Below are 20,497 nucleotides of genomic sequence, written 5' to 3'. Positions count from 1 at the left end.
GCATGGAGGATCGGATCGTTAAAGGGCTTGAAGCCCAGTTCGACAAGCAGCGGATCGTCTTTTGGTACGATCCTGCGCATGAATTCCGGCAGGCGTTCGAGGCGTTGTTTATCCAGGGTGTGGAAAAGATTGAGGTCGCGAACACTGAGTTCGCGGTTAAGCATCGTGTCCTGCGGGAGGAGCCGAAGCAACGCTTTCTGCTCTATCGGGACGGCCCGCGTCCGGCCGACATAGACAACTGGCTGCTCGACGTTGAGCTGGCGCATGGAGTGTTCAAAAGCGACCAGGTCGCGATCTGGCTTGCGGAGCTAGGGTTGCCTATTGGTTTCGAGGACGTCATTCGGGAGCATCAGGAATTCTTTCGTTCCGGGCGCAGGCTGGAGAAGCTTAAGGCAGCCGTTCGTGGTGATGACACGAAGACAAAGCTGCGCCTACGGATGCTCAGCGTATGCGCAGCCGCCGACGGCGATTTCGATACCGTCGTCGAAGTGCTGTTGGGAGAGCTGGCAGCCGGGAAGGATGACAGCCTACGGTTGATCGACCGCGTTGGCCTGAGTGGCTTCCTCTGGGATCAGATGGAGCGGTTCTTCGGCTATCGCGCAAACAAGGCGAGTATCGGCGACTTTGCTATCGCCCTGTTCAAGTCCTGTTACCAGAGCGCGGTCGGCGGCGAAGCGATCCTGGCTCCGGAAGCCGTGGTGTTCTTCCGTCGCTGGAAGAACAACCGGAATGCGGAGGAGGCGTTCGCTACACTCTCGGCCGAATTTGCCGAGGCGTTAGGCGTTGCCCACGATCTCACTAAACGCGACTTCCGGACCTTGATCGAAGTGGATTTCTTCGAGGAAGTCGACCGGGCAATCATACGAGCATTGGTCCGCGAGGTAGGCAATCAGACGGTGGCGCAGGGCGAAGTCCCGAACTGGATCCGTCAGCGTCGGCAGAGCCATTGGTACAGCTCTTATCGCGACCTCTACGAAGCGATCGGGTTCGCCGCCGAATTCCAGCAAGCGATGGCACAGGTCACGCTCGGTATGACCAGCCTCACCGAAGGCGTGGAACGTTATGCGAAGAGCTGGTTCAGGATCGATCAACTCTACCGGAAATTCATCTGGCGCATGCAGAAGTCTGGGCAGGCGACGCTGATGCGCGAGCTGTTCGAGCAGGTCGAGAACCACTACGTCAACAGCTACCTGATGCGCCTGAACGATGCCTGGCAGACTCATGTCGACGGGGCTGAAACCTGGTCGGCGACTCCGATCCCCGCGCAGCGTACTTTCTACAGGGAGCATGTGGGCGAATTTCGCCGGCGCGATCAGAAGGTGTGCGTCATTATTTCCGACGCGCTTCGCTACGAGGTGGCGGAGGAGCTGCGGGGACGCATTCTCAGCCTTGACCGCTACGAGGCCGGCATCGATCCGATGTTTGGCTGCCTTCCGAGCTACACCCAGTTAGGGATGGCGGCACTTCTGCCCAATGGTGAGTTGCAGATTGCGGACAACGACAGCGGCACCGTGCTGGTGGATGGCCAGAGTTCACAGGGAATAGAGAACCGCAAGAAAATCCTGGCGACCGGAAGGACGGGAGACAGGACAACGGCCGTAAAGGCGGAGGATCTCATGGCATTGGACAAGGATGAGGCACGAGCGCTCGTCCGCGATCATGATGTCGTTTATGTCTATCACAATTTGATCGACGCGATCGGCGACAAGCGGGATTCAGAAGAGCGCGTTTTCGAAGCCGCCGAAGACACGATCGAGGAGATCGTGCGGGTCGTAAAAAAGCTCAATGGCGCGAACGCTAACAACATGATCGTGACGTCCGATCATGGCTTCATCTACCAGCACCGGCCGATCGAAGAGAGCGACTTCTCTTCTGCGCAGGTCGAGGGAGACGTGATCCTTTTCCGAGACCGGCGTTTTATCCTCGGACACGGTCTGAAGGACAATCATGGCCTGCGACACTTCGCGCCGGGGCAGGCTGGTCTCGAAGGTTCGGTGGAATTTCTCATCCCCAAATCCATCAACCGGCTTCGTCGGCAAGGATCGGGGAGCCGGTTCGTGCATGGCGGCGTGACCCTTCAGGAGATTGTCATTCCCGTCGTCAAGATCAACAAGAAGCGGCAGAGCGACACAACTGCGGTTGAGGTGGAGATGATCGGAAGCTCCAACCAGTTGATCACGTCTAGCCAGATCTCGGTCCGCTTCTACCAAGTGGAGGCCGTCACGGAGAAAACCCAGGCGCGCACGCTTAAAGCAGGGATTTATGCACAATCGGGCGAATTGATCTCGGACAGCCACGAGCTTGTGTTCGACTTCAGATCTGAAAACGCGCGCGAGCGCGAAGTTCCGGTCCGGTTCCTTCTGCTCCGCCAAGCTGACGAATTCAACGGCCAGGAGGTGATCCTGAAGCTGGAAGAGCGGCACGGTGATACGTCCCACTTCAGGGAGTACCGCACAGCTCGCTACACGCTGCGCCGCAGCTTCTCGATTGATTTCGATTTTTGACGGGGGGAGCGATGACCGCGCTGGATGATAAGATCAATGAATGCTTCCCGGGCCTCGTAGTTCGCAAGGACCTGGTCAAGGCGGTAAAGGGCAATGCCATTGTCCCGTCCTACGTGTTGGAGTTCCTGCTCGGCCAATACTGCGCCACCAATGACGAGAGCTCGATCCAGTCAGGGATTGAGACCGTTAAAGAAATCCTCCGCAAGCACTACGTCCATCGCAATGAGGCGGGGCTGATCCGCTCGAACATCCGGGAAAAGGGCCGATGGAAGGTGATCGACAAAGTCAGCGTTGATCTCAACACTGACAAAGATGCCTATGAGGCGACCTTCGCCAACCTGAGCATCAAGAAGGTAATCATCGACTCCGACACTGTGAAGGCTCATCCCAAGCTGCTGGTTAGCGGCGTCTGGTGTATCGCCGACGTCGAGTACGAGCACAGCGAAGACAAGAGCGTCGAACCGTGGATACTAGGGGGCATCAAGCCGATCCAGCTATCAAAGTTTGACTATGAGGCATTTCTCGGCGCGCGCGCGCGATTTACGACCGATGAATGGATCGACCTGTTATTCCAAACGGTCGGCTTCGATCCCGAGATGTTCGGTCGCCGTAGCAAGCTCCTGCAATTGATGCGTCTCGTGCCCTTCGTCGAGCGAAACTACAATTTGATCGAGCTGGGACCGAAGGGCACTGGCAAGTCGCATATCTTCTCGGAGTTCTCGCCGCATGGCATCCTGATATCAGGGGGCGAAGTGACGGTGCCCAAGCTGTTTGTCAACAACAGCTCGGGAAAGATCGGATTGGTCGGCTACTGGGATGTCGTCGCCTTCGACGAGTTTGCCGGTCGGCAGAAGCGTGTCGACAAGGCACTTGTCGACATTATGAAAAACTACATGGCCAACAAGAGCTTCTCGCGAGGAGTGGAGACGCTTGGCGCCGAGGCGTCGATGGTCTTTGTCGGGAACACCAAGCACAACGTTCCATACATGCTGAAGCACACCGACTTATTTGAGGAGCTTCCCGAGAAATACTATGATTCTGCCTTTATCGACCGGCTTCACACCTATGTCCCGGGCTGGGAGATCGACGTTATCCGTGGGGAGATGTTTGCGTCCGGTTATGGTTTTGTCGTTGACTACCTCGCCGAAATCCTTCGGCACATGCGTAATGACGACTACTCCAATCGCTATCAGGCCCTTTTTACGCTTTCAGCGGATATTTCGACTCGTGATCGCGACGGCGTGAATAAGACCTTTTCGGGCATGATGAAACTGCTCTTTCCAGCGGACAACGCAACCGAGGTTGAAGTCGAAGAGATCCTGCACTTGGCTGTGGAAGGGCGGAAACGGGTAAAGGACCAACTCCTTCGGATAGACAGCACATATCCGGAGACGGACTTCTCGTTCATGGCGCAAGATGGGCGGAAGGTCGTCGTCAAGACGCTCGAAGAGACAGAGTACCCACAATATTATCACAAGCGTGCGGCGGCCCACGACGGCTCAACGCCCGAGAGCGCAGGTGATGTCAAAGGTGCGTCCACCTCAAACGTCGTGCAGTACGCGGGTGAAGCAGAAACAGATGTCGTTGGTCCGCGTGAAGGACACAAAGTCTTTAGTGAGAACCAAAAAGGGGTCACGTTCGCCGATATCTTCTGGCCCTGGCTTAAAGGGGCCACAAATATCGTCCTCACTGATCCCTACATCCGAATGTTCCATCAGCTAAGGAACTTGATGGAATTCATAGAAATGATCGCTCAGCATAAAGCGCCGGAAGATGAGGTGACAGTTCACCTGGTAACCTGTGCAGACGAGGCTTATCCAGAAAAGCAACAAACTAACTTAATTGCCATTGAGGCTGCGGCGGGCGCGGCAGGAATCAAATTTTCTTGGGAGTTCGACGGGACCAACAGGATTCACGCTCGGCATCTTGTGACGGATCGAGGTTGGAAGATCAGCCTAGATCGGGGCCTCGACATATTTCAGAAATTTGAGATGAACGATGCGTTTAGTCTTGCGAACCGATTGCAAACGTATCGGCAAGTAAAGGCGTTCGAGATTACTTATCTACGGTCCGTATGAGAATTACGCTTTCCGTTGCACCCGAGATTCTCGTTCTTCGATGTCGTTCGATCGTTGAAAAGACACTTTCTCTCCTCCAGAGCGCGGAGTATCAAATAGGCAAGCCTCGGTGCCATCAGGCCCCCGCAACCAAAAATACAATATGCAAAAGCCCCTTGGCATAAGCCTTGGGGCTTTTTTTGTATTTAGGCCTGCGCCGAGCGCTGTGGAAGCTGAATTGTACAAATGGCGCCTTGATAGGCTCTTTCGATTCACAGAGATCGTTAAATCGGAGCAGGCAGGCGATGCGGAGTGCAATTTGGGTAGCGGCCATGGACGCGTCTTCGTAATTGCTCGAAAAGCAGTCCACGCGCCGGGTGGCTGAAAAAGACGGGCGTTCGTGAGGCGTCATAGGAACGGCTACGGGTTCCTATGTCAGCAATGCTCGGGATGTTTGTCGTCATAGCTTGGCTGAGGCGGGGCCGCGATCGACGCCTAACGGATGAGCCTCAGCCTGATATATCTCGGCTGAGGCTAAGATTTTGCGGCGCTACTAGTGCTTGGTCCAGCGGAGCAGGCCCACGTCGTAGCCCAGAGCCTTTGCTTTGTTGACGAGCATCTTGCGCGTTTGCTCGGAAGGCTTGGGTGTACGCGTGAGGATCCAGAGATACCTGCCGGAGGGTTCGCCTACGATCGACCATGAGTAGTCGTTCGCGTGGTCGAGGACCCAGTAGTCGCCATAGAATGGACCGAAGAACGACACTTTGAGTTTGGCATTGCCGCTGTCAGGAACGATTTTTGCGCGGCCCTCAATGTCTTTCTTGCTGCCCTCAGGGCTGCCTTTCCGGCACGTGTTGATGACCTTGATCATCCCGTCATCTCGAAGAGAGTATCGCGCTGTGACGCCCTCGCAATTCGTTTCGAAGGCGTTTTCATAACGGGCGAGTTCGAACCAGTCGCCGAGATACCGGTTCAGCTGAACCGTTTTGCTCGGCTGGGGGACGGATGCATTGCCGACCGGGCCAACCGTGGTGCAGGCTGCCAACAATCCGCTAGCGATGATGGGGAGAAAGAGTCTGAGTTTCATGCTCGTTTAATGAGGCTTCGCGCTGATAGTTCCCAGGCGCATGTCGGTCGGTCTCAACATTTTTCACCAGCGTCGAGTTATAAGCGAAAAGCGACTTAGCTCTCGGGTCGCTTCGCTGTTTGCGCAAACATAGTTGCGTTTGTACGGGGAGGGTGGCTTCGACCCAGGCCAGCGGTAGCCATCATTTCTCTCTTTCAGAGTCCATGCGTCGCTGCAGCTTGTGCCGCAGGTGATAAGTTCGACCATGGCGCGGTCCAGACATTGCTCCTCAAATTTGGGGCATGGCTCTCTGCGGTCCGATGGTCGTCAGACATGGCGGCTTCAAGCGTAGGATCGGTCCAAGCTTAAAAGCAGCGTGGTAAGCGAAACTAAAGAAGCTTTGGCGGATCCTCGGATGTCAACGCGCTTCGACGCATTGAAGGCATGACCGCAAACTTCCACGGCTCCCCTAACGTTGCGCATCGGCAGGGAGAACCGTCACTGTCTCGCCGACGACCGAGCAGGTAACGTTCCTCGCAGAGGCGGAATGTTGTTACCAAAAAGGTTGAAGCGTGTCGGGTCCATGCCTTCCTGCCGGTAGCGAAGGCCGATGCCAGCAATGGAGGACTCAAACTCCTGGCGGGCCGCAAGCCTTATCCTCAACTCTTCCAACTGCGTCCTGTCGCCTATGAGCGACTCGATGATGGCAACGGCTCTTTCGCTCAGCGACTGGCGTGAGAGCGGCGAACCGAAGTTAAGTTTCAGGCGAAACGTGCTCCAGCTCTCTCCTTTGGCACCTCGTATCTGGATAAAGATCGATGGGTCGTGACTGGTCTCGGGGAACTCAAGAAAGCTTGTGCACTCCCACTCCCCGTTCGCGCCCTCCTGAAACACCGGCGGATTTTTCTGCGACAGGTCCGACATTCCCCGGCAGCGGCCTGCATCAAACGTCTTTGCCGGAAGTCGAGCGCCCTTCGACACAGCCTGAATATGGGGAGGGGAAGCGATCCGGAGCGTTGCCTTCACCGTGTCTATCGGCATCAGCGCGAAGGACAGGATTGAGATCATGAGCATCCCGGAAAGCTCCGCTTCAAGATCAGTTCGACGACGATTGGCTGCCGTTCATGGTTCGGTATTGGTACAGCGACAGTTCTATCATTGATGCCTCAACAATCCGTATAGATGAGACTGGTCATAGCGAGAGCATGTCGCATGAAGCGTAATTGCTTTAGCGTTCAGACAATGGGTCAAAAAACAAAGGCATAAAGCATCGCAGGCGGTCCGGTGATCGGCACGAATGCTCTGGGGATATGAAGACGCATGTCCTCAGTTTCCCCGCAACGTAATAACACGTTTCCCTGACAGTCTTAAGGTCTGTTGCGCTGGCTCTTGGACTGTGATGAACAGCTTCGAACCAGTCCTTTCTCTCTAGGAAGACATTCCAGTTAAGCGCGGCTTGCCAGGCGCAAAGATCCTGGCGCAGACAGGACAAGCGCATCGATATCCGCAAGAGGCATTCACAGCGCCCAGGTCTGCGTTCTATTGTAGATCCGCGTCACGTCTTGGCACGATATAGCGAATGGACAGTGCATAGCCCCATGAAGCAGCACGCAGCGCTGATCGTCATTGCTTACGCTTACCCGGTCAAACCGCGTTGCAGCTCGCCTATGCGCTTGAACCGTTGCCTGCGGGCGGAGCCGGTATTTTCTGACAGCGACTGAAGCATGAACTCGGTCATGGCGACCAGGTGCAGCATGCTTTCGCCGCCATTCTGGTTCAGCGGGATGGTGAGGCAGATATCTGCGCTTTCCGGGCCCCATTCATAGAAGCGGGTGGTGATCAACAGGGTCTTGTAGCTGCCCTGTTTCGCCATCTTGGCAAGACGCTGGAGAGCAGGAAGGTCGCCGCCGCAATCGATCAAAATCAGCAGGGTATTGTCCGGCTCCTCATCCATCAGCTCGATGTAGGTCGAACCGTCGCTCTGGAGATAATGCACGCGCTCGCGGCACTCCAGCAGCTTCATATAGAAGTAGCGACAGAGCCCGAAGGTTTCGGCGGAGGAGGCAACAAAGACGTTACGGCTTTGGGCGATGGCATCCAGTGCGGTCTTCCAGACCGCCTGGCCTGCCAGATCATAGACCGCCTGGACTGCCTGTATCTGTTGCAGCATCAGCGCCGAGAGCGGGGATTGGCGCGGATCCCTGCTTTCAGGTACAGCCGCTGCAGGCGCGGGATTTCTTTCGCGCAGGTGTTCGCGAATATCGCTCAATTGCCGATAGCCGAGAGATCGCAGAAATCTGCCGACCGTCATCGGGCTCAGCCCCAGTTTTTCCGCAAGCGTCGCAGCTGTCTCGAATGGCAACTCGGTCAAGTGCTCCATGAGATACTTGGCGATGCGCCGCTCCGCAGGCGTACCGGACTTTATCAATCGAGAAAGATCGATCAGTAGCTTTTCCAACAATGCCTCTTCACGTTTCTATCCGGTGACGCTTCGAAGCCTTCTATCTTCGAACGCCAAGAGAGTGATTTGCGACACACCTTATCGCTTTTGAGAGGAAAATACTATTTCTCCCCCGTTCTTTTTAATAGTTTAGGCATGCCTTTTATGTCAGGTAAAGATGGCCGCAATCACATTATTCAGAAAAATGTCATAAAATGGTGTCCTTGTGGAAGGTGCATCGTCGCCCTATGTCTCCATCTCCAACATATTGGAGTGGATGGAGAGTCTTTTGATCCTGAACGCAGCTAGACGCGCATTTGAAAACCTTTTCGCGTCTCAGACACGCTCCGTGTTCTGGAAGGTGCTGGGGCTTACCATTCTTGTTTTGATCGGTCTGTGGTTTGCCATTCGTGGGCTTTTCCTCTGGCTTGCCCTGCCGTGGCTCGATTCTCTTGTTCCGGGCATGCCGGATTGGGCAGGGTGGATGAGTGTCGTGCTGGCGGTGCTGGCAGGCATCGGCCTGGCGCTGGCGCTTGCTCTGTTGATCTCGCCCGTCACGGCGGTCATCGCCGGATTGTTTCTCGACGATGTGGCAGAGGTTATCGAGCAACGGGACTATGCGACCGAGCCTGCCGGTCGCGCCATGCCGCTTGGGGAGGCGGTGGTGTCCTCCGTCAAGTTCTTCGGCATCGTCATTCTCGGCAATGCCATCGCGCTTCTTCTGCTTCTCGTGCCGGGCGTGAACCTGATCGCCTTCTTCATGGTCAATGGATATCTGCTGGGGCGAGAGTTCTTCGAATTCGCGGCGATGCGTTTTCGCTCGCCGGCCGAGGCGCGCGCTTTCCGCTCCAAGCACGCGTCCACCGTTTTCATGGCGGGGCTCGTCATCGCGGCCTTTCTCGCGGTTCCGTTCCTCAACCTGCTGACACCGCTGTTTGCCGCATCCTTCATGGTGCATCTGCATAAATCGATCAGCCGGAAAGACCCGTCATTTACGGCGGTGTCTACAGGGGCTCGTTCAGGCACCAATCAGCTGGGCCGGTAGCTCCACCAAAGGCGCCGGTACATCCCAGGTCTTTTCGGGCGATTTGCAGATATCGGCGATCACACATCGCTCGCATTCGGGTTTTCGCGCTTTGCAGCAATAGCGCCCATGCAGGATCAGCCAATGGTGGGCGTGGAAGAGGTACGGCTCTGGAATGATCCGCACCAGCCTGTCCTCGACCTCGTCCGGGGTTTTGCCAGGTGCGAGCAGAATGCGGTTGGCGATGCGGAAGACGTGCGTATCGACGGCGAGCGTGGGAATGCCAAACGCCATGGACATGACCACATTCGCAGTCTTTCGGCCAACACCGGGCAGCATCATCAGCTCTTCGCGGCTTTTGGGAACCTCACCGCCGAAATTATCGATCAGCATCTGAGACAAGGCGATGACGTTCTTGGCCTTGTTTCGGTAAAGTCCGATGGTCTTGATATGATCGATCAGCCGCTCTTCGCCGAGCGCCAGCATTTTTTGCGGTGTATCGGCAATGGCAAACAGCGCTCGTGTCGCCCGGTTGACGCCGACATCGGTGGCCTGGGCAGAAAGCGCTACGGCCACCACCAACGTGAAGGGATTGGTATGTTCCAGCTCACCCTTCGGCTCCGGCCGCTGGATGGAGAAGCGGCGAAAAATCTCGTTCAGTTCCTCTTGCGAATAGGCGGTCTTCACGCGTTTTTGCCTTGGCTTCGCCGTCGAAATTGACTTTTTCAACGTTTGGGTGCTGGATCGTTTCTTGTCGATTGTCATAACAGATCTACATGCGCGTTGATCAGCCGTATCGAGGAAGGCAGATGGAAATGCTCAACGATCAGCCGGTTTTTTCTGCCGAACTCATTCCCTATCGCTCGTTGGGGCGCAAGGGTTTTCGTGTGTTGCTGCTGATCAGCGCGCTGGTGGCGGTCTTGTATGGTGGCTTTTTCCTCGTGACCGGCGCCTGGCCGATCGGCTTTTTCCTGGGGCTCGATTTTCTGCTGCTCTACGTGGCGTTCCGGGCAAATTACCGTGCGGGGCAGGTCAAGGAACAGGTCGTTGTGTCGCGCACCAGCCTGTCGATCCGCAAATTTTCCCCCAAAGGCGATATGGTGGAACATCGATTCAACCCGTTCTGGGCGCGCTTTCGTGTGCGCCGGCACGAGGAATTCGGCATATTGTCCATGCATGTTTCCGGGGAAGGACGCGTGACCGATATCGGCTCCTTCCTCAATCCCGATGATCGCGAGAGTTTCGCCAAAGCCTTTCGCAACGCACTTGCCACTGTGCGGCTGAAAATCTGATAGGGACTGGCGCAAGAAACGGGTGGAGACGGGCGACGTGTCATGGTCTTGTGCTCACCAAGGAGACACGCCCATGACTGCCAATATCATGCTGAAAGAAGATATCACGCCGGTCGGCAGCGATTACGACACTGTGCGACAGGTGATCGAGATTCTGACGCTGGATTATCGTGACCAGCCATCGCTTGAAGAAATCGCTGCCCGCCTCGACCAGTCGCCCACGCAGTTGCAGAAGACCTTTACCCGTTGGGCCGGACTTTCACCGAAAGCCTTTTTGCAAGCGGTGACACTGGATCATGCCAAGCGGCTGCTGCGCGAAGAGAACCTTCCTCTCCTGGAGACTGCCATCGAAGTGGGCATGTCCGGACCAAGCCGACTGCACGATCTGTTCGTGACGCATGAAGCCATGTCGCCCGGCGAATGGAAGATGAAGGGCCGCGGGTTGCAGATCCGCTATGGGTATCATCCATCACCCTTTGGTCTTGCGCTGGTGATGATCACCGATCGCGGACTTGCAGGCTGTGCCTTTGCCGATCCAGGTGAAGAAACCGCCTGCTTCGAGGACATGGCGAGACGCTGGCCGAACGCCATCTATGTGGAAGACCAGGCGGCGACTGCGCCCTATGCGGAGCGCATCTTCGATCCCGCCCGCTGGACCAGCGATAAGCCCTTGCGCGTCGTGCTGCTTGGCACGGATTTTCAGGTGCGGGTGTGGCAGAGCCTGTTGAAAATCCCGATGGGCCGGGCAGTGACCTACTCGCATGTAGCCCAAGATATCGGCCAGCCGACGGCATCGCGTGCGGTGGGTGCCGCTATCGGCGCCAACCCCATTTCCTTTGTCGTGCCCTGCCACCGCGCGCTTGGCAAAAGTGGCGCGCTGACCGGCTACCATTGGGGGATTACCCGTAAGCGTGCGATGCTGGGTTGGGAGACAGGGCGGGTGTGATCAGTCCTGTCTGGCAGTAGCCTGTGCACTCTCCAAGTCCATCAACGCCCGTGCCGCTGCCTCGTCAGTAATCAGCGTGTTGCAGCCAATGCGTTTGATCGTGGCGCGGATGGCGGTGGCGCGGTGGGCGCCGCCGGAGGCCAGCACGATGTGTTTGGCCTTTTTCAGCGTGTCGAGATCGATCGCCATGGCGTGATTGTTGATCGGATGATCGACGGAGCGGCCTTCGGCATCGATGAAGTTGAACATGGTGTCGCAGACGCAGCCTGCCGCCACCAGCTCTTCCAGCGTCTGTTTGGAAATGAAGCCCTCCGATAGCGAGGTGGAGTGCGGGCCGATATCGCCGCAGCTGACGATGGCGAGATCGAGGTTTTCGGCGAGCGCGTAGAGTGTGCTCAGTCCGCATTTCTCAATCAGCGCCCGCTTGGTTTCACTGGAGTCGACCAGAAGCGGGGCGAGAAACATGTAACATTCCGCACCGAGTGCGCTTGCCAGCCGCCATGTGTAATCAAGCGGATTGGTCTGATGTACGGCGACAATCCCGCCGAGCAGCGAGACGACCTTGCAGTTTTCCCGCCGCGGCGGGCGAAAGCTGGAGAGAGAGGCGGTCATGGTGCGGCCCCAGCCGACGCCGATGGTGGCATTGTCCGGCACGACCTCAGAGAGAAATTGGCCGAGCGCCAGGCCCACCCCCTTGGCGATATCCTCGGCTTTGTTCGAGCCTGTCGGAATGATCACCGCCTCATCCAGGCCATAGGCTTTTTCGAGCGCGATCGAAAGTTCGACGTAATCCTCGATGCCTTCATTGATCCAGATCTGCACGTCGGAGCGCTTCATCGCCTCATCGAGCAGGCGGATGACAGTGGAGCGGCTGATCCCAAGTTTCTCGGCCACATCCTTCTGCGTCATGCCCTGATTGTAATACAGCCATGCGGCGCGCAACCGTAGTGAGGCAGCTTCGGAATAGGCCGTATGGGTTTCTCTACGCAGTTTTACCACTGTCTTATGCCATGTCCTGGTCTGAGTGTGCTTTAAATACGGGTGTGGCGCTCAAGGCTCTCTAGGTTGAAGCAGAGCCTGTAGAGAGGCGCGCGTTTTATCGCTGCATTTTTCCGCCTTAAGCATGGCCAGGCGGAGGGTTTGTCTGTCCTTATCGGATATCACGGGAGATGCTACCTCTATAAGCGAGGTCAGCGGCGCTAAGCGAGCCTCGCACCAGCGCTGCTCCATGCCATCCAAGCCGATCGCCTCCAAGCCGCCCTCGATGACCGTGGCGACGTTCGAATATGTTCGCACACGTATTGCCGTCGCCTCTGGATCGTTGGAGAGCGCAGGTGTCGCAGAGAAGATTTTATGCATGTTGGCCAAGACAGCGCGCGTAGACCACAGCGCTGCGTCCAGACAAGCACCGAGTTCTCGCATGTTGACGTTGATATCCTTCTGCGTGCCTCCGGCAGAAATGGCGTCATAGACGTCCATGACGACGCTGACCGAGCGTGTATAGCTGGAGAGTGCTCGATAGTCTTCAGCGGAGAGTTCTACCAGCTTTTCCGCCTCCTTCGGGCGGCAGAGAATATCGAGCATGGTCGAAATCTCTGGCTTGGTGGGCCTCATAGCTGCCTGCGAGCGACCATTGCGCGCAGCAAAATCCTTCAAGCTTCGTGCAGCGTTGTGCATATCCTCCAGTCGCTCGGAAGACGGTACCGATGCCGGGTCCTCCATCGCGTCTGACGGCGGCGGCGCAAATCTAAACCGGACCTCGCCTTTGATGCCCATGGCGGCAAGTTGCGGCTGGCATCGAAGGATTGCCCTTATTCCCGCAGTGGCGAATGCTTCATTCAGCGCCCCTTCGCCTTTTTCGATGACGGCTGGCCTTTGATCGAGCGATCCATCCGAAAGGAACGTTGCGGAAATGACGACCGGACCGGTTGCCCCCATGGGCGGAGCGAAACACGCCTCGACTGCACGCTGAAGCTCGGAAGGATCGACAGGTTTTTGCGCATCCGCCAGCGCTTCCTGATGGAAAACCGCCAGGGCGAGCATCGTCCCGGCAATCCGCAGCAGGCTTTTGGGTCTTAGTCTTTGCATCCGCGCTGGGCTCATCAGTCAGAGGTCTACAGAACGATCGTCTTCACGGTCATTTGTCGCTTGCCGGATGCACGACAGCGTCATGACTTTGTCCGGCCTCATGGTGTTCGAGTATTGCAGGGTTGAAACTTATGTCAATTGCGATGGGCAAATGTCTTGACTTTCGTCCGTCGCCTGCGCGATACTCAGGGTGAACAAACGCCCTTGTCGCCGTCTGTATGCTCACCCGTGCGGAACGAAATTCGATAGCGATGGTTTCCGAAAAAAATCACAAGGATTATACGGCATGACTTCCAAGCTTGATCAACTTCGCGCCATCACCACTGTGGTTGCCGATACCGGCGATATTGAAGCGGTGGCCCGTCTGAAGCCGGTGGATTGCACCACCAACCCTTCCATCGTGCTCAAGGCGCTTGGTACGCCGGCCTTTGCCGACACGGTGAAGGAAGCGGTGTCCTGGGGCCGCAAGCAGGGCGGAAGCTCCGAAGGTGTAATTGCCGCCGTGGCCGATCGTCTGGCGATTTCGGTCGGTGCAGCCCTTGTCGATCTCGTTCCCGGTCGCGTTTCGACCGAAGTGGATGCCGATCTCTCCTTCGATACGCAGGCATCGATCGCCAAGGCGCACAGCATCATTGCTGCCTATAAGGAGCGCGGCATCGAGCGTGAGCGTATTCTCATCAAGCTGGCCTCCACTTGGGAAGGCATCAAGGCGGCGGAAGTGCTGCAGGCTGAAGGTATCGACTGCAATCTGACGCTTCTCTTCTCCCAGGCCCAGGCGATCGCCTGCGCCGAGGCGAAGGCCTTCCTCATCTCGCCCTTCGTCGGCCGCATTCTCGACTGGTACAAGAAGTCGACCGGTGAAACCTACACGGCTGAGACCGATCCGGGCGTCATCTCGGTGCGCCAGATCTACAATTACTACAAGGCGAACGGCATTTCGACCGTCGTCATGGGCGCATCCTTCCGCAATGTCGGCGAAATCGAAGCGCTTGCTGGCTGCGACCGCCTGACGATCAGCCCCGCACTTCTGGAAGAGCTGCACAAGGACACGGGCACGCTGGAGCGCAAGCTTTCTCCGGATCATGCCAAGGCAGAGCCGCTGCAGTCGCTCGACGAGAAGAGCTTCCGCTGGCAGCTCAACGAAGACGCCATGGCGACGGAAAAGCTGTCCGAGGGCATCCGCCTGTTTGCCAAGGATCTGGTGTCGCTACGCGAAATCGTCCGCAAGGAACTGGCAGCCGCGTAACGGCAAAAAGCCGGGAACTGAATGGGCGCCCGGTCGTTTTATTCTCATAAGATCTCCAGTCTTGAAGCGCGGCTGCTCCCCCTGGCAGTCGCGCTTTCCCTTTCCTACATCGTCTGTCGTTACTGTCCGGCCACGACCTCGGAAATCGCTTTTGCAGTCTGACGGATCAAGTCCAGACAGTCGTCTTCCTTTGGCGCCGCTTCGTTGAGTGAACCGATGAAGGGGCAGGTGACGACAGCGAGCGCCGTACCATCAAGCGTCAGGATGGGCGCGGAAATGTTGCGTACGCCTGCCGTCTGCAGGCTGTTCATGCTCTCATAGCCTTGGGCCTTTACCTGTTGGAGTCGTTCGCGCAGGCCTTTAGGCAGTTCCCTCTCGTTGCCGCGCAACTGTTCGGCAATCATCAACTCTCGTTGCGTCTCGTTCTGGAAGGCCAGAAGGACGTGGCCGGAGCCGGTGTTGAACAGGCTCATCTGGGCGCCGACGCGAATGGAGAGCGCCCAATAGGTTGATGAATCCTGCTGCGCAATGACGACGACCGATCCGCGGTCATAGACTGCCAGGTGGCAGGCCTGCTGCGCCTTTGCGGAGAAATCGCGCATCATTGGTGCTGCAAAGGAAACGAGACGCCTGATCGGCTGATGGAAGTGGGCAAGGCCAAACATCTTCAGGGTCAGGGCAAAGCGATCGCCGTCCTGACGCTGCACATAGCCGCGGCGCACCAAGCGATCTAGCATCCGATAGAACTCGTTCGGGCTCTTGCCGAGCGCCTTGGCGATCTCCACCTGCGTCAGGCCGCCATCGGTGCGTGCCAGAAGCTCAAGGATATCCAGACCCTTGTCGAGCGCGGGAGCGCGGTATCTGTCGCTATCGTCGTCCGTCATAGGGCCTCTATCGATTGCATGCTGGCTTGACGGTCTGTGAATACACCGTTTACATATGAATTGTCGATGCATATTTGAGATATAGCGCATAGAGCGCCGGGAGGAGAGCCATCATGGCCCAGGATTTTTCAGGACAGACCGTTGTCATTACCGCAGCGGCGCAGGGTATCGGCCGGGCAACGGCGGAACGCTTCATCGCGCTCGGTGCGCGCGTTATCGCCACCGATATCAACGAAGCTGCGCTCGCAACCCTTGAAAATGCCGAGACCCGCGTTCTCAACGTTCTCGATGGCGCTGCCGTCCAAGCCTTTGCCGCCGAGATCGGCTCTGCGGATGTGCTCTTCAACTGCGCAGGCTTCGTGCATGCCGGCACCATCCTCGACTGCGAGGAAAAGGACTGGGATTTCTCCTTCGATCTGAATGCCAAGGCCATGTATCGCACTTGCCGCGCCTTCTTGCCCGCCATGTTGGAAAAGGGCAAGGGCGCGATTGTCAACATGTCGTCAGTGGCCTCCAGCGTGAAAGGCGTGCCAAACCGCTTCGCCTATACGGCTTCCAAGGCTGCAGTCGTCGGCCTGACCAAGTCGATTGCCTCTGATTTTGTCACCAAGGGTATCCGCTGCAATGCGATCTGCCCGGGTACCGTGGACAGTCCCTCGCTGCATGAGCGTCTGCGCGCCACGGGCGATTACGAGAAGGCGCTCTCCGACTTCATCGCGCGCCAGCCTATGGGCCGTATCGCCAAGCCGGAAGAGATCGCAGCGCTGGTCACTTATCTCGCTTCGGACGAGGCAGGGTTCACCACCGGTCAGATTCACGTGATCGATGGTGGCTGGACGGCTTAAGTCCGGATATTGCGTCTTTCTCGACTTAAAGGTCGAGGAGGGCGGTGAAAGCGGATAGGCCGATCTTTGCCAATCTCCACTGGTCATTGATATCAGCAAACAAAAACGGTCGGGGGCGGCCCGACCGTTTCTGCATTAAAGGGATCGCATGATCCTTAGAGGATAGCCTGGCCGGCCATCAGCGCCAGCACCAGGAAGATGACGAAGACAACGACCGCGATGAAGAACAGAATTCGGGCGATGCCTGAAGCTGCCGCGGAAATTCCGGTGAAGCCGAAAACACCGGCGATGATCGAGATCACGAAAAATATCAGGGCCCACTTCAGCATGGTCGTTCCTCTTACGTCAGATTTGAAACGGGCAAACGCTTGAGGGTCTGGACTCACTCGTTTGTCATCAGGTCGTTGTCGTAAGAGCGATTTTAACGCTCGCGCGACATGCAATAATGACGCGAAAGTGAGGGAAGAGGTTCCAGGGTACCGAAAATCTTTTTGAGGTTCACGGTCCGAAGCCTTCTGCCGCGGTGGAGGCGGAGATCTTTCTCGCTGCCATCGTCGTGCGCAGGAAGGCGAGGACGAAGAGGCCGCTCATGATCATGACGATGGTGGGTGCCGGTGCGCTATCGATCATGAAACTCAGCCAGATGCCGAGCGTGGCGGAAATAAGCGCTATCGACATTGCAGCGACCAGCATGGCAGAGAAGCGTCGCGTGATGAGGAAAGCGATGGCGCCGGGGGCTACGAGCATGGCGACGGACAGGATGATGCCGATCGCCTGAAGCGCGCCGACGACCGTCAGCGACAGCACGGCAAGCAGACCGTAATGCAGGATGCGGACCGGCAGGCCGATGGCCTTGGCGTGCTGCGGATCGAAGGCATGCACCAGCAAGTCCTTTCTCAAGATGGCGAGAAAGAGCGTTGCCGCAAGCGCGATTGCGCCCGTCTCGATGATATCCGCCACCGAAACGCCGAGCATATCGCCGAAGAGAATATGATCGAGATGCACGTCGCTTTGCACCTTGACGTAGAGCACCAGTCCCAGCCCGAACATGCCGGAGAAGACGATGCCGAGCACCGTGTCCTCCTTGATGCGGCTGTTCTCCTTTAAGAATCCGGTGCCGAGCGCGCAGATCATGCCGGCGATAAAAGCGCCGATGGAGAAGGGGATGCCGACGATGTAGGCGACGACGACGCCGGGCAGCACGGCATGGGAGACCGCATCGCCCATCAGCGACCAGCCTTTGAGCACCAGCAAACAGGAAAGCATCGCCATCGGCACGGCAATCATCAGCGTGATGATGAAGGCGTATTGCATGAAGGGCACCTGGAAAGGCAGGAATGCCAGCTCGAGAAACGCGCTCATGCGGGCTCCTCGAGTGCGGCGCGGGCCTTGGCGCGCGACGCCAGATAGCCGTGCTTCGGGGCAAGCAGGAAGGCGGTGAGGAAGATCAGGGTTTGCAGCACCACGATGATGCCACCGGTTGCGCCGTCCAGGAAGTAGCTCAGATACGCGCCAACGAAGCTGGTGATGGCGCCGATGCCGAAGCTCATGCCGATCAGCCGCTCGAACCGGTCGGTCAGAAGATAGGCGGTGGCGCCCGGCGTCACCACCATGGCGACGACCAGAAAGGCGCCGACGGTTTGCAGCGCCGCGACGGTAGAGGCGGCAAGCAGGGTGAAGAAGATGACCTTCAGCACGTCCGGCTTCAGGCCGATGGTGCGGGCGTGGTTCTCATCGAAGAAGACGACCATGAAGTCCCGCCATTTCAGCGAAAGGACCAGAAGGCTGATGCCGCCGATCAGCGCCAGTTGGATCGTGTCCTCCGTGGTGATGGCAAGGATATTGCCGAGAACGATGGTCTGGATGTTGATGGAGGTGGGCGAAAGCGACACCATGAAGAGGCCGAGACCGAAAAAGGAAGTGAAGATCAGGCCGATAATGGCGTCTTCCTTCAGCTTTGTCTTCTGGTTGAGAAAAAGCATCGATGCCGCTGCCAGGCCGCCGGAAAAGAATGCGCCGAGTGCGAAGGGCAGACCCAGCATATAGGCGCCGGCCACACCCGGAACGATGGCGTGGGACAGCGCGTCGCCGATCAGCGACCAGCCCTTCAGCATAAGATAGGCGGAGAGAAACCCGCAGACGCCGCCGACAAGGGCACTGACCCAGATGGCGTTCAGCATATAGGAATAGGTGAATGGCTCCAGAAGGGTGGAGATCATCGCTCCTCGTCTCCAGCCTTGGCCTCATGAGTGGTGTCTGCACCATTCTGGCCGTAGATGACGAAGGGACGCTCGTCATCGGTGATAACTTTCAGATGCCGCGGATCGGCATCGTCATGCAGATCGGCCCCACCAAGAATGAAGTGGCGCAAGCTGCCGCCAAAGGCGGCCTGGAGATTAGCTTCGGTGAAGGTGTCTTTCGTCTTGCCCGAGGCAATGACCGTGCCCTTGACGAAGACGGCGCGATCGCAGAAATCCGGAACGCTGCCGAGATTATGGGTGGAGACCAGCATGATGCGGCCTTCGTCGCGCAAGGCCTTCAGGAGCGCGATGATCTGCTCCTCGGTCGTTACATCGACGCCGGTAAAGGGTTCGTCGAGCAGGATGACCTTGCCTTCCTGGGCGAGCGCGCGAGCGAGAAAGACGCGCTTCTTCTGTCCGCCGGAAAGCTCGCCGATCTGGCGCTTGCGATAATCCAGCATGTTGACGCGGGCAAGCGCCTCTTCCACCATACGGTGGTCGCGTTTGGTCGGAATGCGAAAGAAGTTCATGTGGCCGTAACGGCCCATCATCACCACATCTTCGACGAGAACGGGAAAGCTCCAGTCCACTTCTTCTGCCTGCGGCACATAGGCGACGAGGTTCTTTTTCAGCGCGGCGGAAGCGGGTTCTCCGAAGATGGAGACGGTGCCGGCGGCAAGCGGCACGAAGCCCATGATGGCTTTGAAGATGGTGGATTTGCCCGCACCATTGATGCCGACAAGGGCCGTGATCGTGCCCTTCGGGATGGAGAAGCTGGCGTTGCGAAGTGCTGTGTGGCCATTGCGGTAGGTGACGGTCACACCGTTGACGGTCAGACCCTTCTCGTCATTCGGGAGCATCCGGTCCATTTGGCCGAGGCTGACAGTTGGCGCTTTCGCCGCGCTTCTCTTGCTGCCCATCATCATTGGCTCAGACCTTTCACGATCGTACTGGTCGTGGTGCGCAAGAGATCGAGATAGGTCGGCACTGGACCGTCTGCCTCGCTCAGAGAATCTACGTAGAGCACGCCGCCATAGGCAGCGCCCGTTTCCTTCGCCACCTGCTTTGCCGGATCGGGAGAGACGGTGCTTTCGCTGAAGATCACGCGGACATCGTTGGCACGCATCGCGTCGATCACGCTACGCACCTGCTGCGGTGTACCTTGGCTATCGGCATTGACCGGCCAGAGGAACAGCTCCTTCAAGCCAAAATCGCGCGCGAGATAGGAGAACGCGCCCTCGCTCGTGACCAGCCAGCGCTTGTTCTCGGGCAGTGCTACGATGGCATCGCGCATCGGCTGGATTTCCTCCCTGATCTTGTCGGAATAGGCCTTGGCATTGGCGGCGTAAACGTCGGCATGATCGGGATCGATCTGGGTGAGTGCTTTGCGAATATTCTCCACATAGATCAGCGCATTGTCTGGCGACATCCAGGCATGTGGATTTGGCTTGCCGCTATAGGCGCCGCCGCTGATCGAGATCGGGTTTACGCCATCACTGACGACGACATTGGGAACACCGGAGAGGTTGGCAAGAAACTTCTGAAACCAGAGTTCGAGATTTAGCCCGTTCCACAAGACCAGATTGGCATCGCGGGCTTTGAGAATATCGCGCGGGGTGGGCTGGTAATTGTGGATTTCAGCACCCGGCTTGGTGATGCTCTCGACGTCGGCGGCGTCCCCGGCCACGTTGCGGGCCATATCGGCAATGATGGTGAAGGTTGTAATCACCTTCGGTTTTTGCGCCGCGACAGCGGAGAAGGGCAGCAAGGCTGCGACACAAAGGGCGAGAAACGTCGAGTGGGTCAACTTCATGACGATGATCAAACCTTTTTTGCGATTAATTCGCAATAGCAATGTGGGAGAC

20 protein-coding genes are annotated in these 20,497 nt (G+C 57.4%); 7 read left to right on the top strand and 13 right to left on the bottom strand.

Going from position 1 to position 20,497, the window contains the following annotated elements:
- The first annotated feature begins 2 nt into the window (after positions 1-2).
- Together pglZ and brxL are read left to right on the top strand one after the other, a co-directional pair.
- Positions 3-2,504: a BREX-1 system phosphatase PglZ type A gene (gene pglZ / locus ACQZ5M_RS18205; RefSeq protein WP_449080444.1), complete on the top strand. Its 2,502-nt coding sequence runs from the start codon at positions 3-5 to the stop codon at positions 2,502-2,504.
- An 11-nt stretch (positions 2,505-2,515) separates the two neighbouring features.
- The gene (gene brxL / locus ACQZ5M_RS18200) at positions 2,516-4,582 is read left to right on the top strand and encodes a BREX system Lon protease-like protein BrxL (RefSeq protein ID WP_449080443.1); all 2,067 of its coding nucleotides are present in this window, start codon (positions 2,516-2,518) and stop codon (positions 4,580-4,582) included.
- A 115-nt stretch (positions 4,583-4,697) separates the two neighbouring features.
- Here the strand turns inward: brxL and ACQZ5M_RS18195 are convergent, their stop codons facing one another.
- The 4 genes from ACQZ5M_RS18195 to ACQZ5M_RS18180 all read right to left on the bottom strand — a co-directional run bounded on the left by ACQZ5M_RS18195 (position 4,698) and on the right by ACQZ5M_RS18180 (position 8,085).
- Complete coding sequence (locus ACQZ5M_RS18195; protein WP_449080442.1) at positions 4,698-4,895, bottom strand: hypothetical protein; 198 nt, start codon at positions 4,893-4,895, stop codon at positions 4,698-4,700.
- Between the two features lie 219 nt (positions 4,896-5,114).
- Positions 5,115-5,648, bottom strand: coding sequence for a lipocalin family protein (locus tag ACQZ5M_RS18190; protein ID WP_449080441.1), 534 nt, complete (start codon positions 5,646-5,648; stop codon positions 5,115-5,117).
- Positions 5,649-6,125: 477 nt separating this feature from the next.
- On the bottom strand, positions 6,126-6,701 hold the full coding sequence (locus ACQZ5M_RS18185; protein WP_296077940.1) for a DUF6030 family protein: 576 nt from the start codon (positions 6,699-6,701) through the stop codon (positions 6,126-6,128).
- 562 nt (positions 6,702-7,263) lie between these two features.
- Complete coding sequence (locus ACQZ5M_RS18180; protein WP_296077942.1) at positions 7,264-8,085, bottom strand: MurR/RpiR family transcriptional regulator; 822 nt, start codon at positions 8,083-8,085, stop codon at positions 7,264-7,266.
- A 271-nt stretch (positions 8,086-8,356) separates the two neighbouring features.
- Between ACQZ5M_RS18180 and ACQZ5M_RS18175 the strand changes: the two genes are divergently transcribed.
- Entirely contained in the window at positions 8,357-9,112 is a 756-nt protein-coding gene (locus tag ACQZ5M_RS18175; RefSeq protein ID WP_296014461.1) for a sulfate transporter family protein, read from the top strand.
- On the opposite strand, the gene nth is transcribed toward ACQZ5M_RS18175, so the two are convergent.
- The gene (gene nth, locus ACQZ5M_RS18170; RefSeq protein ID WP_449080440.1) at positions 9,086-9,856 is read right to left on the bottom strand and encodes an endonuclease III; all 771 of its coding nucleotides are present in this window, start codon (positions 9,854-9,856) and stop codon (positions 9,086-9,088) included. The genes ACQZ5M_RS18175 and nth overlap by 27 nt on opposite strands.
- Before the next feature lie 44 nt (positions 9,857-9,900).
- Between nth and ACQZ5M_RS18165 the strand changes: the two genes are divergently transcribed.
- Together ACQZ5M_RS18165 and ACQZ5M_RS18160 are read left to right on the top strand one after the other, a co-directional pair.
- Positions 9,901-10,383, top strand: coding sequence for a DUF2244 domain-containing protein (locus ACQZ5M_RS18165; protein ID WP_296014458.1), 483 nt, complete (start codon positions 9,901-9,903; stop codon positions 10,381-10,383).
- A gap of 73 nt (positions 10,384-10,456) precedes the next feature.
- Positions 10,457-11,329, top strand: coding sequence for a bifunctional helix-turn-helix domain-containing protein/methylated-DNA--[protein]-cysteine S-methyltransferase (locus tag ACQZ5M_RS18160; protein ID WP_296039413.1), 873 nt, complete (start codon positions 10,457-10,459; stop codon positions 11,327-11,329).
- Here the strand turns inward: ACQZ5M_RS18160 and ACQZ5M_RS18155 are convergent, their stop codons facing one another.
- Positions 11,330-12,328, bottom strand: a complete 999-nt coding sequence (locus tag ACQZ5M_RS18155; protein WP_449080439.1) for a sugar-binding transcriptional regulator — start codon at positions 12,326-12,328, stop codon at positions 11,330-11,332.
- A 51-nt stretch (positions 12,329-12,379) separates the two neighbouring features.
- Positions 12,380-13,417 (bottom strand): hypothetical protein, encoded by a 1,038-nt coding sequence (locus ACQZ5M_RS18150; protein WP_449080438.1) that lies wholly within the window; start codon positions 13,415-13,417, stop codon positions 12,380-12,382.
- Positions 13,418-13,703: 286 nt separating this feature from the next.
- On the opposite strand from ACQZ5M_RS18150, the gene tal reads away from it, so the two are divergent.
- Positions 13,704-14,663, top strand: a complete 960-nt coding sequence (gene tal / locus ACQZ5M_RS18145) for a transaldolase (protein WP_449080437.1) — start codon at positions 13,704-13,706, stop codon at positions 14,661-14,663.
- A 119-nt stretch (positions 14,664-14,782) separates the two neighbouring features.
- On the opposite strand, the gene ACQZ5M_RS18140 is transcribed toward tal, so the two are convergent.
- The gene (locus ACQZ5M_RS18140; protein ID WP_449080436.1) at positions 14,783-15,547 is read right to left on the bottom strand and encodes an IclR family transcriptional regulator; all 765 of its coding nucleotides are present in this window, start codon (positions 15,545-15,547) and stop codon (positions 14,783-14,785) included.
- Positions 15,548-15,660: 113 nt separating this feature from the next.
- Between ACQZ5M_RS18140 and ACQZ5M_RS18135 the strand changes: the two genes are divergently transcribed.
- Positions 15,661-16,392 (top strand): SDR family oxidoreductase, encoded by a 732-nt coding sequence (locus tag ACQZ5M_RS18135; RefSeq protein ID WP_296014449.1) that lies wholly within the window; start codon positions 15,661-15,663, stop codon positions 16,390-16,392.
- Positions 16,393-16,547: 155 nt separating this feature from the next.
- On the opposite strand, the gene ACQZ5M_RS18130 is transcribed toward ACQZ5M_RS18135, so the two are convergent.
- The 5 genes from ACQZ5M_RS18130 to ACQZ5M_RS18110 all read right to left on the bottom strand — a co-directional run bounded on the left by ACQZ5M_RS18130 (position 16,548) and on the right by ACQZ5M_RS18110 (position 20,445).
- Positions 16,548-16,721, bottom strand: a complete 174-nt coding sequence (locus ACQZ5M_RS18130; protein WP_296014448.1) for a DUF1328 domain-containing protein — start codon at positions 16,719-16,721, stop codon at positions 16,548-16,550.
- Positions 16,722-16,890: 169 nt separating this feature from the next.
- Positions 16,891-17,754: a metal ABC transporter permease gene (locus ACQZ5M_RS18125; RefSeq protein ID WP_449080435.1), complete on the bottom strand. Its 864-nt coding sequence runs from the start codon at positions 17,752-17,754 to the stop codon at positions 16,891-16,893.
- Entirely contained in the window at positions 17,751-18,611 is an 861-nt protein-coding gene (locus ACQZ5M_RS18120; protein WP_449080434.1) for a metal ABC transporter permease, read from the bottom strand. The genes ACQZ5M_RS18125 and ACQZ5M_RS18120 overlap by 4 nt, the downstream gene beginning before the upstream one ends.
- Positions 18,608-19,501, bottom strand: a complete 894-nt coding sequence (locus tag ACQZ5M_RS18115) for a manganese/iron ABC transporter ATP-binding protein (protein ID WP_449080468.1) — start codon at positions 19,499-19,501, stop codon at positions 18,608-18,610. Before ACQZ5M_RS18115 ends, ACQZ5M_RS18120 begins: the two co-directional genes overlap by 4 nt.
- A 53-nt stretch (positions 19,502-19,554) precedes the next feature.
- Positions 19,555-20,445, bottom strand: a complete 891-nt coding sequence (locus ACQZ5M_RS18110) for a metal ABC transporter substrate-binding protein (protein WP_449080433.1) — start codon at positions 20,443-20,445, stop codon at positions 19,555-19,557.
- Positions 20,446-20,497 lie beyond the last annotated feature (52 nt).

It is taken from the genome of Rhizobium sp. 22-785-1 (genome assembly GCF_053521965.1).
This window is presented reverse-complemented; position numbering and strand designations above follow the sequence as displayed.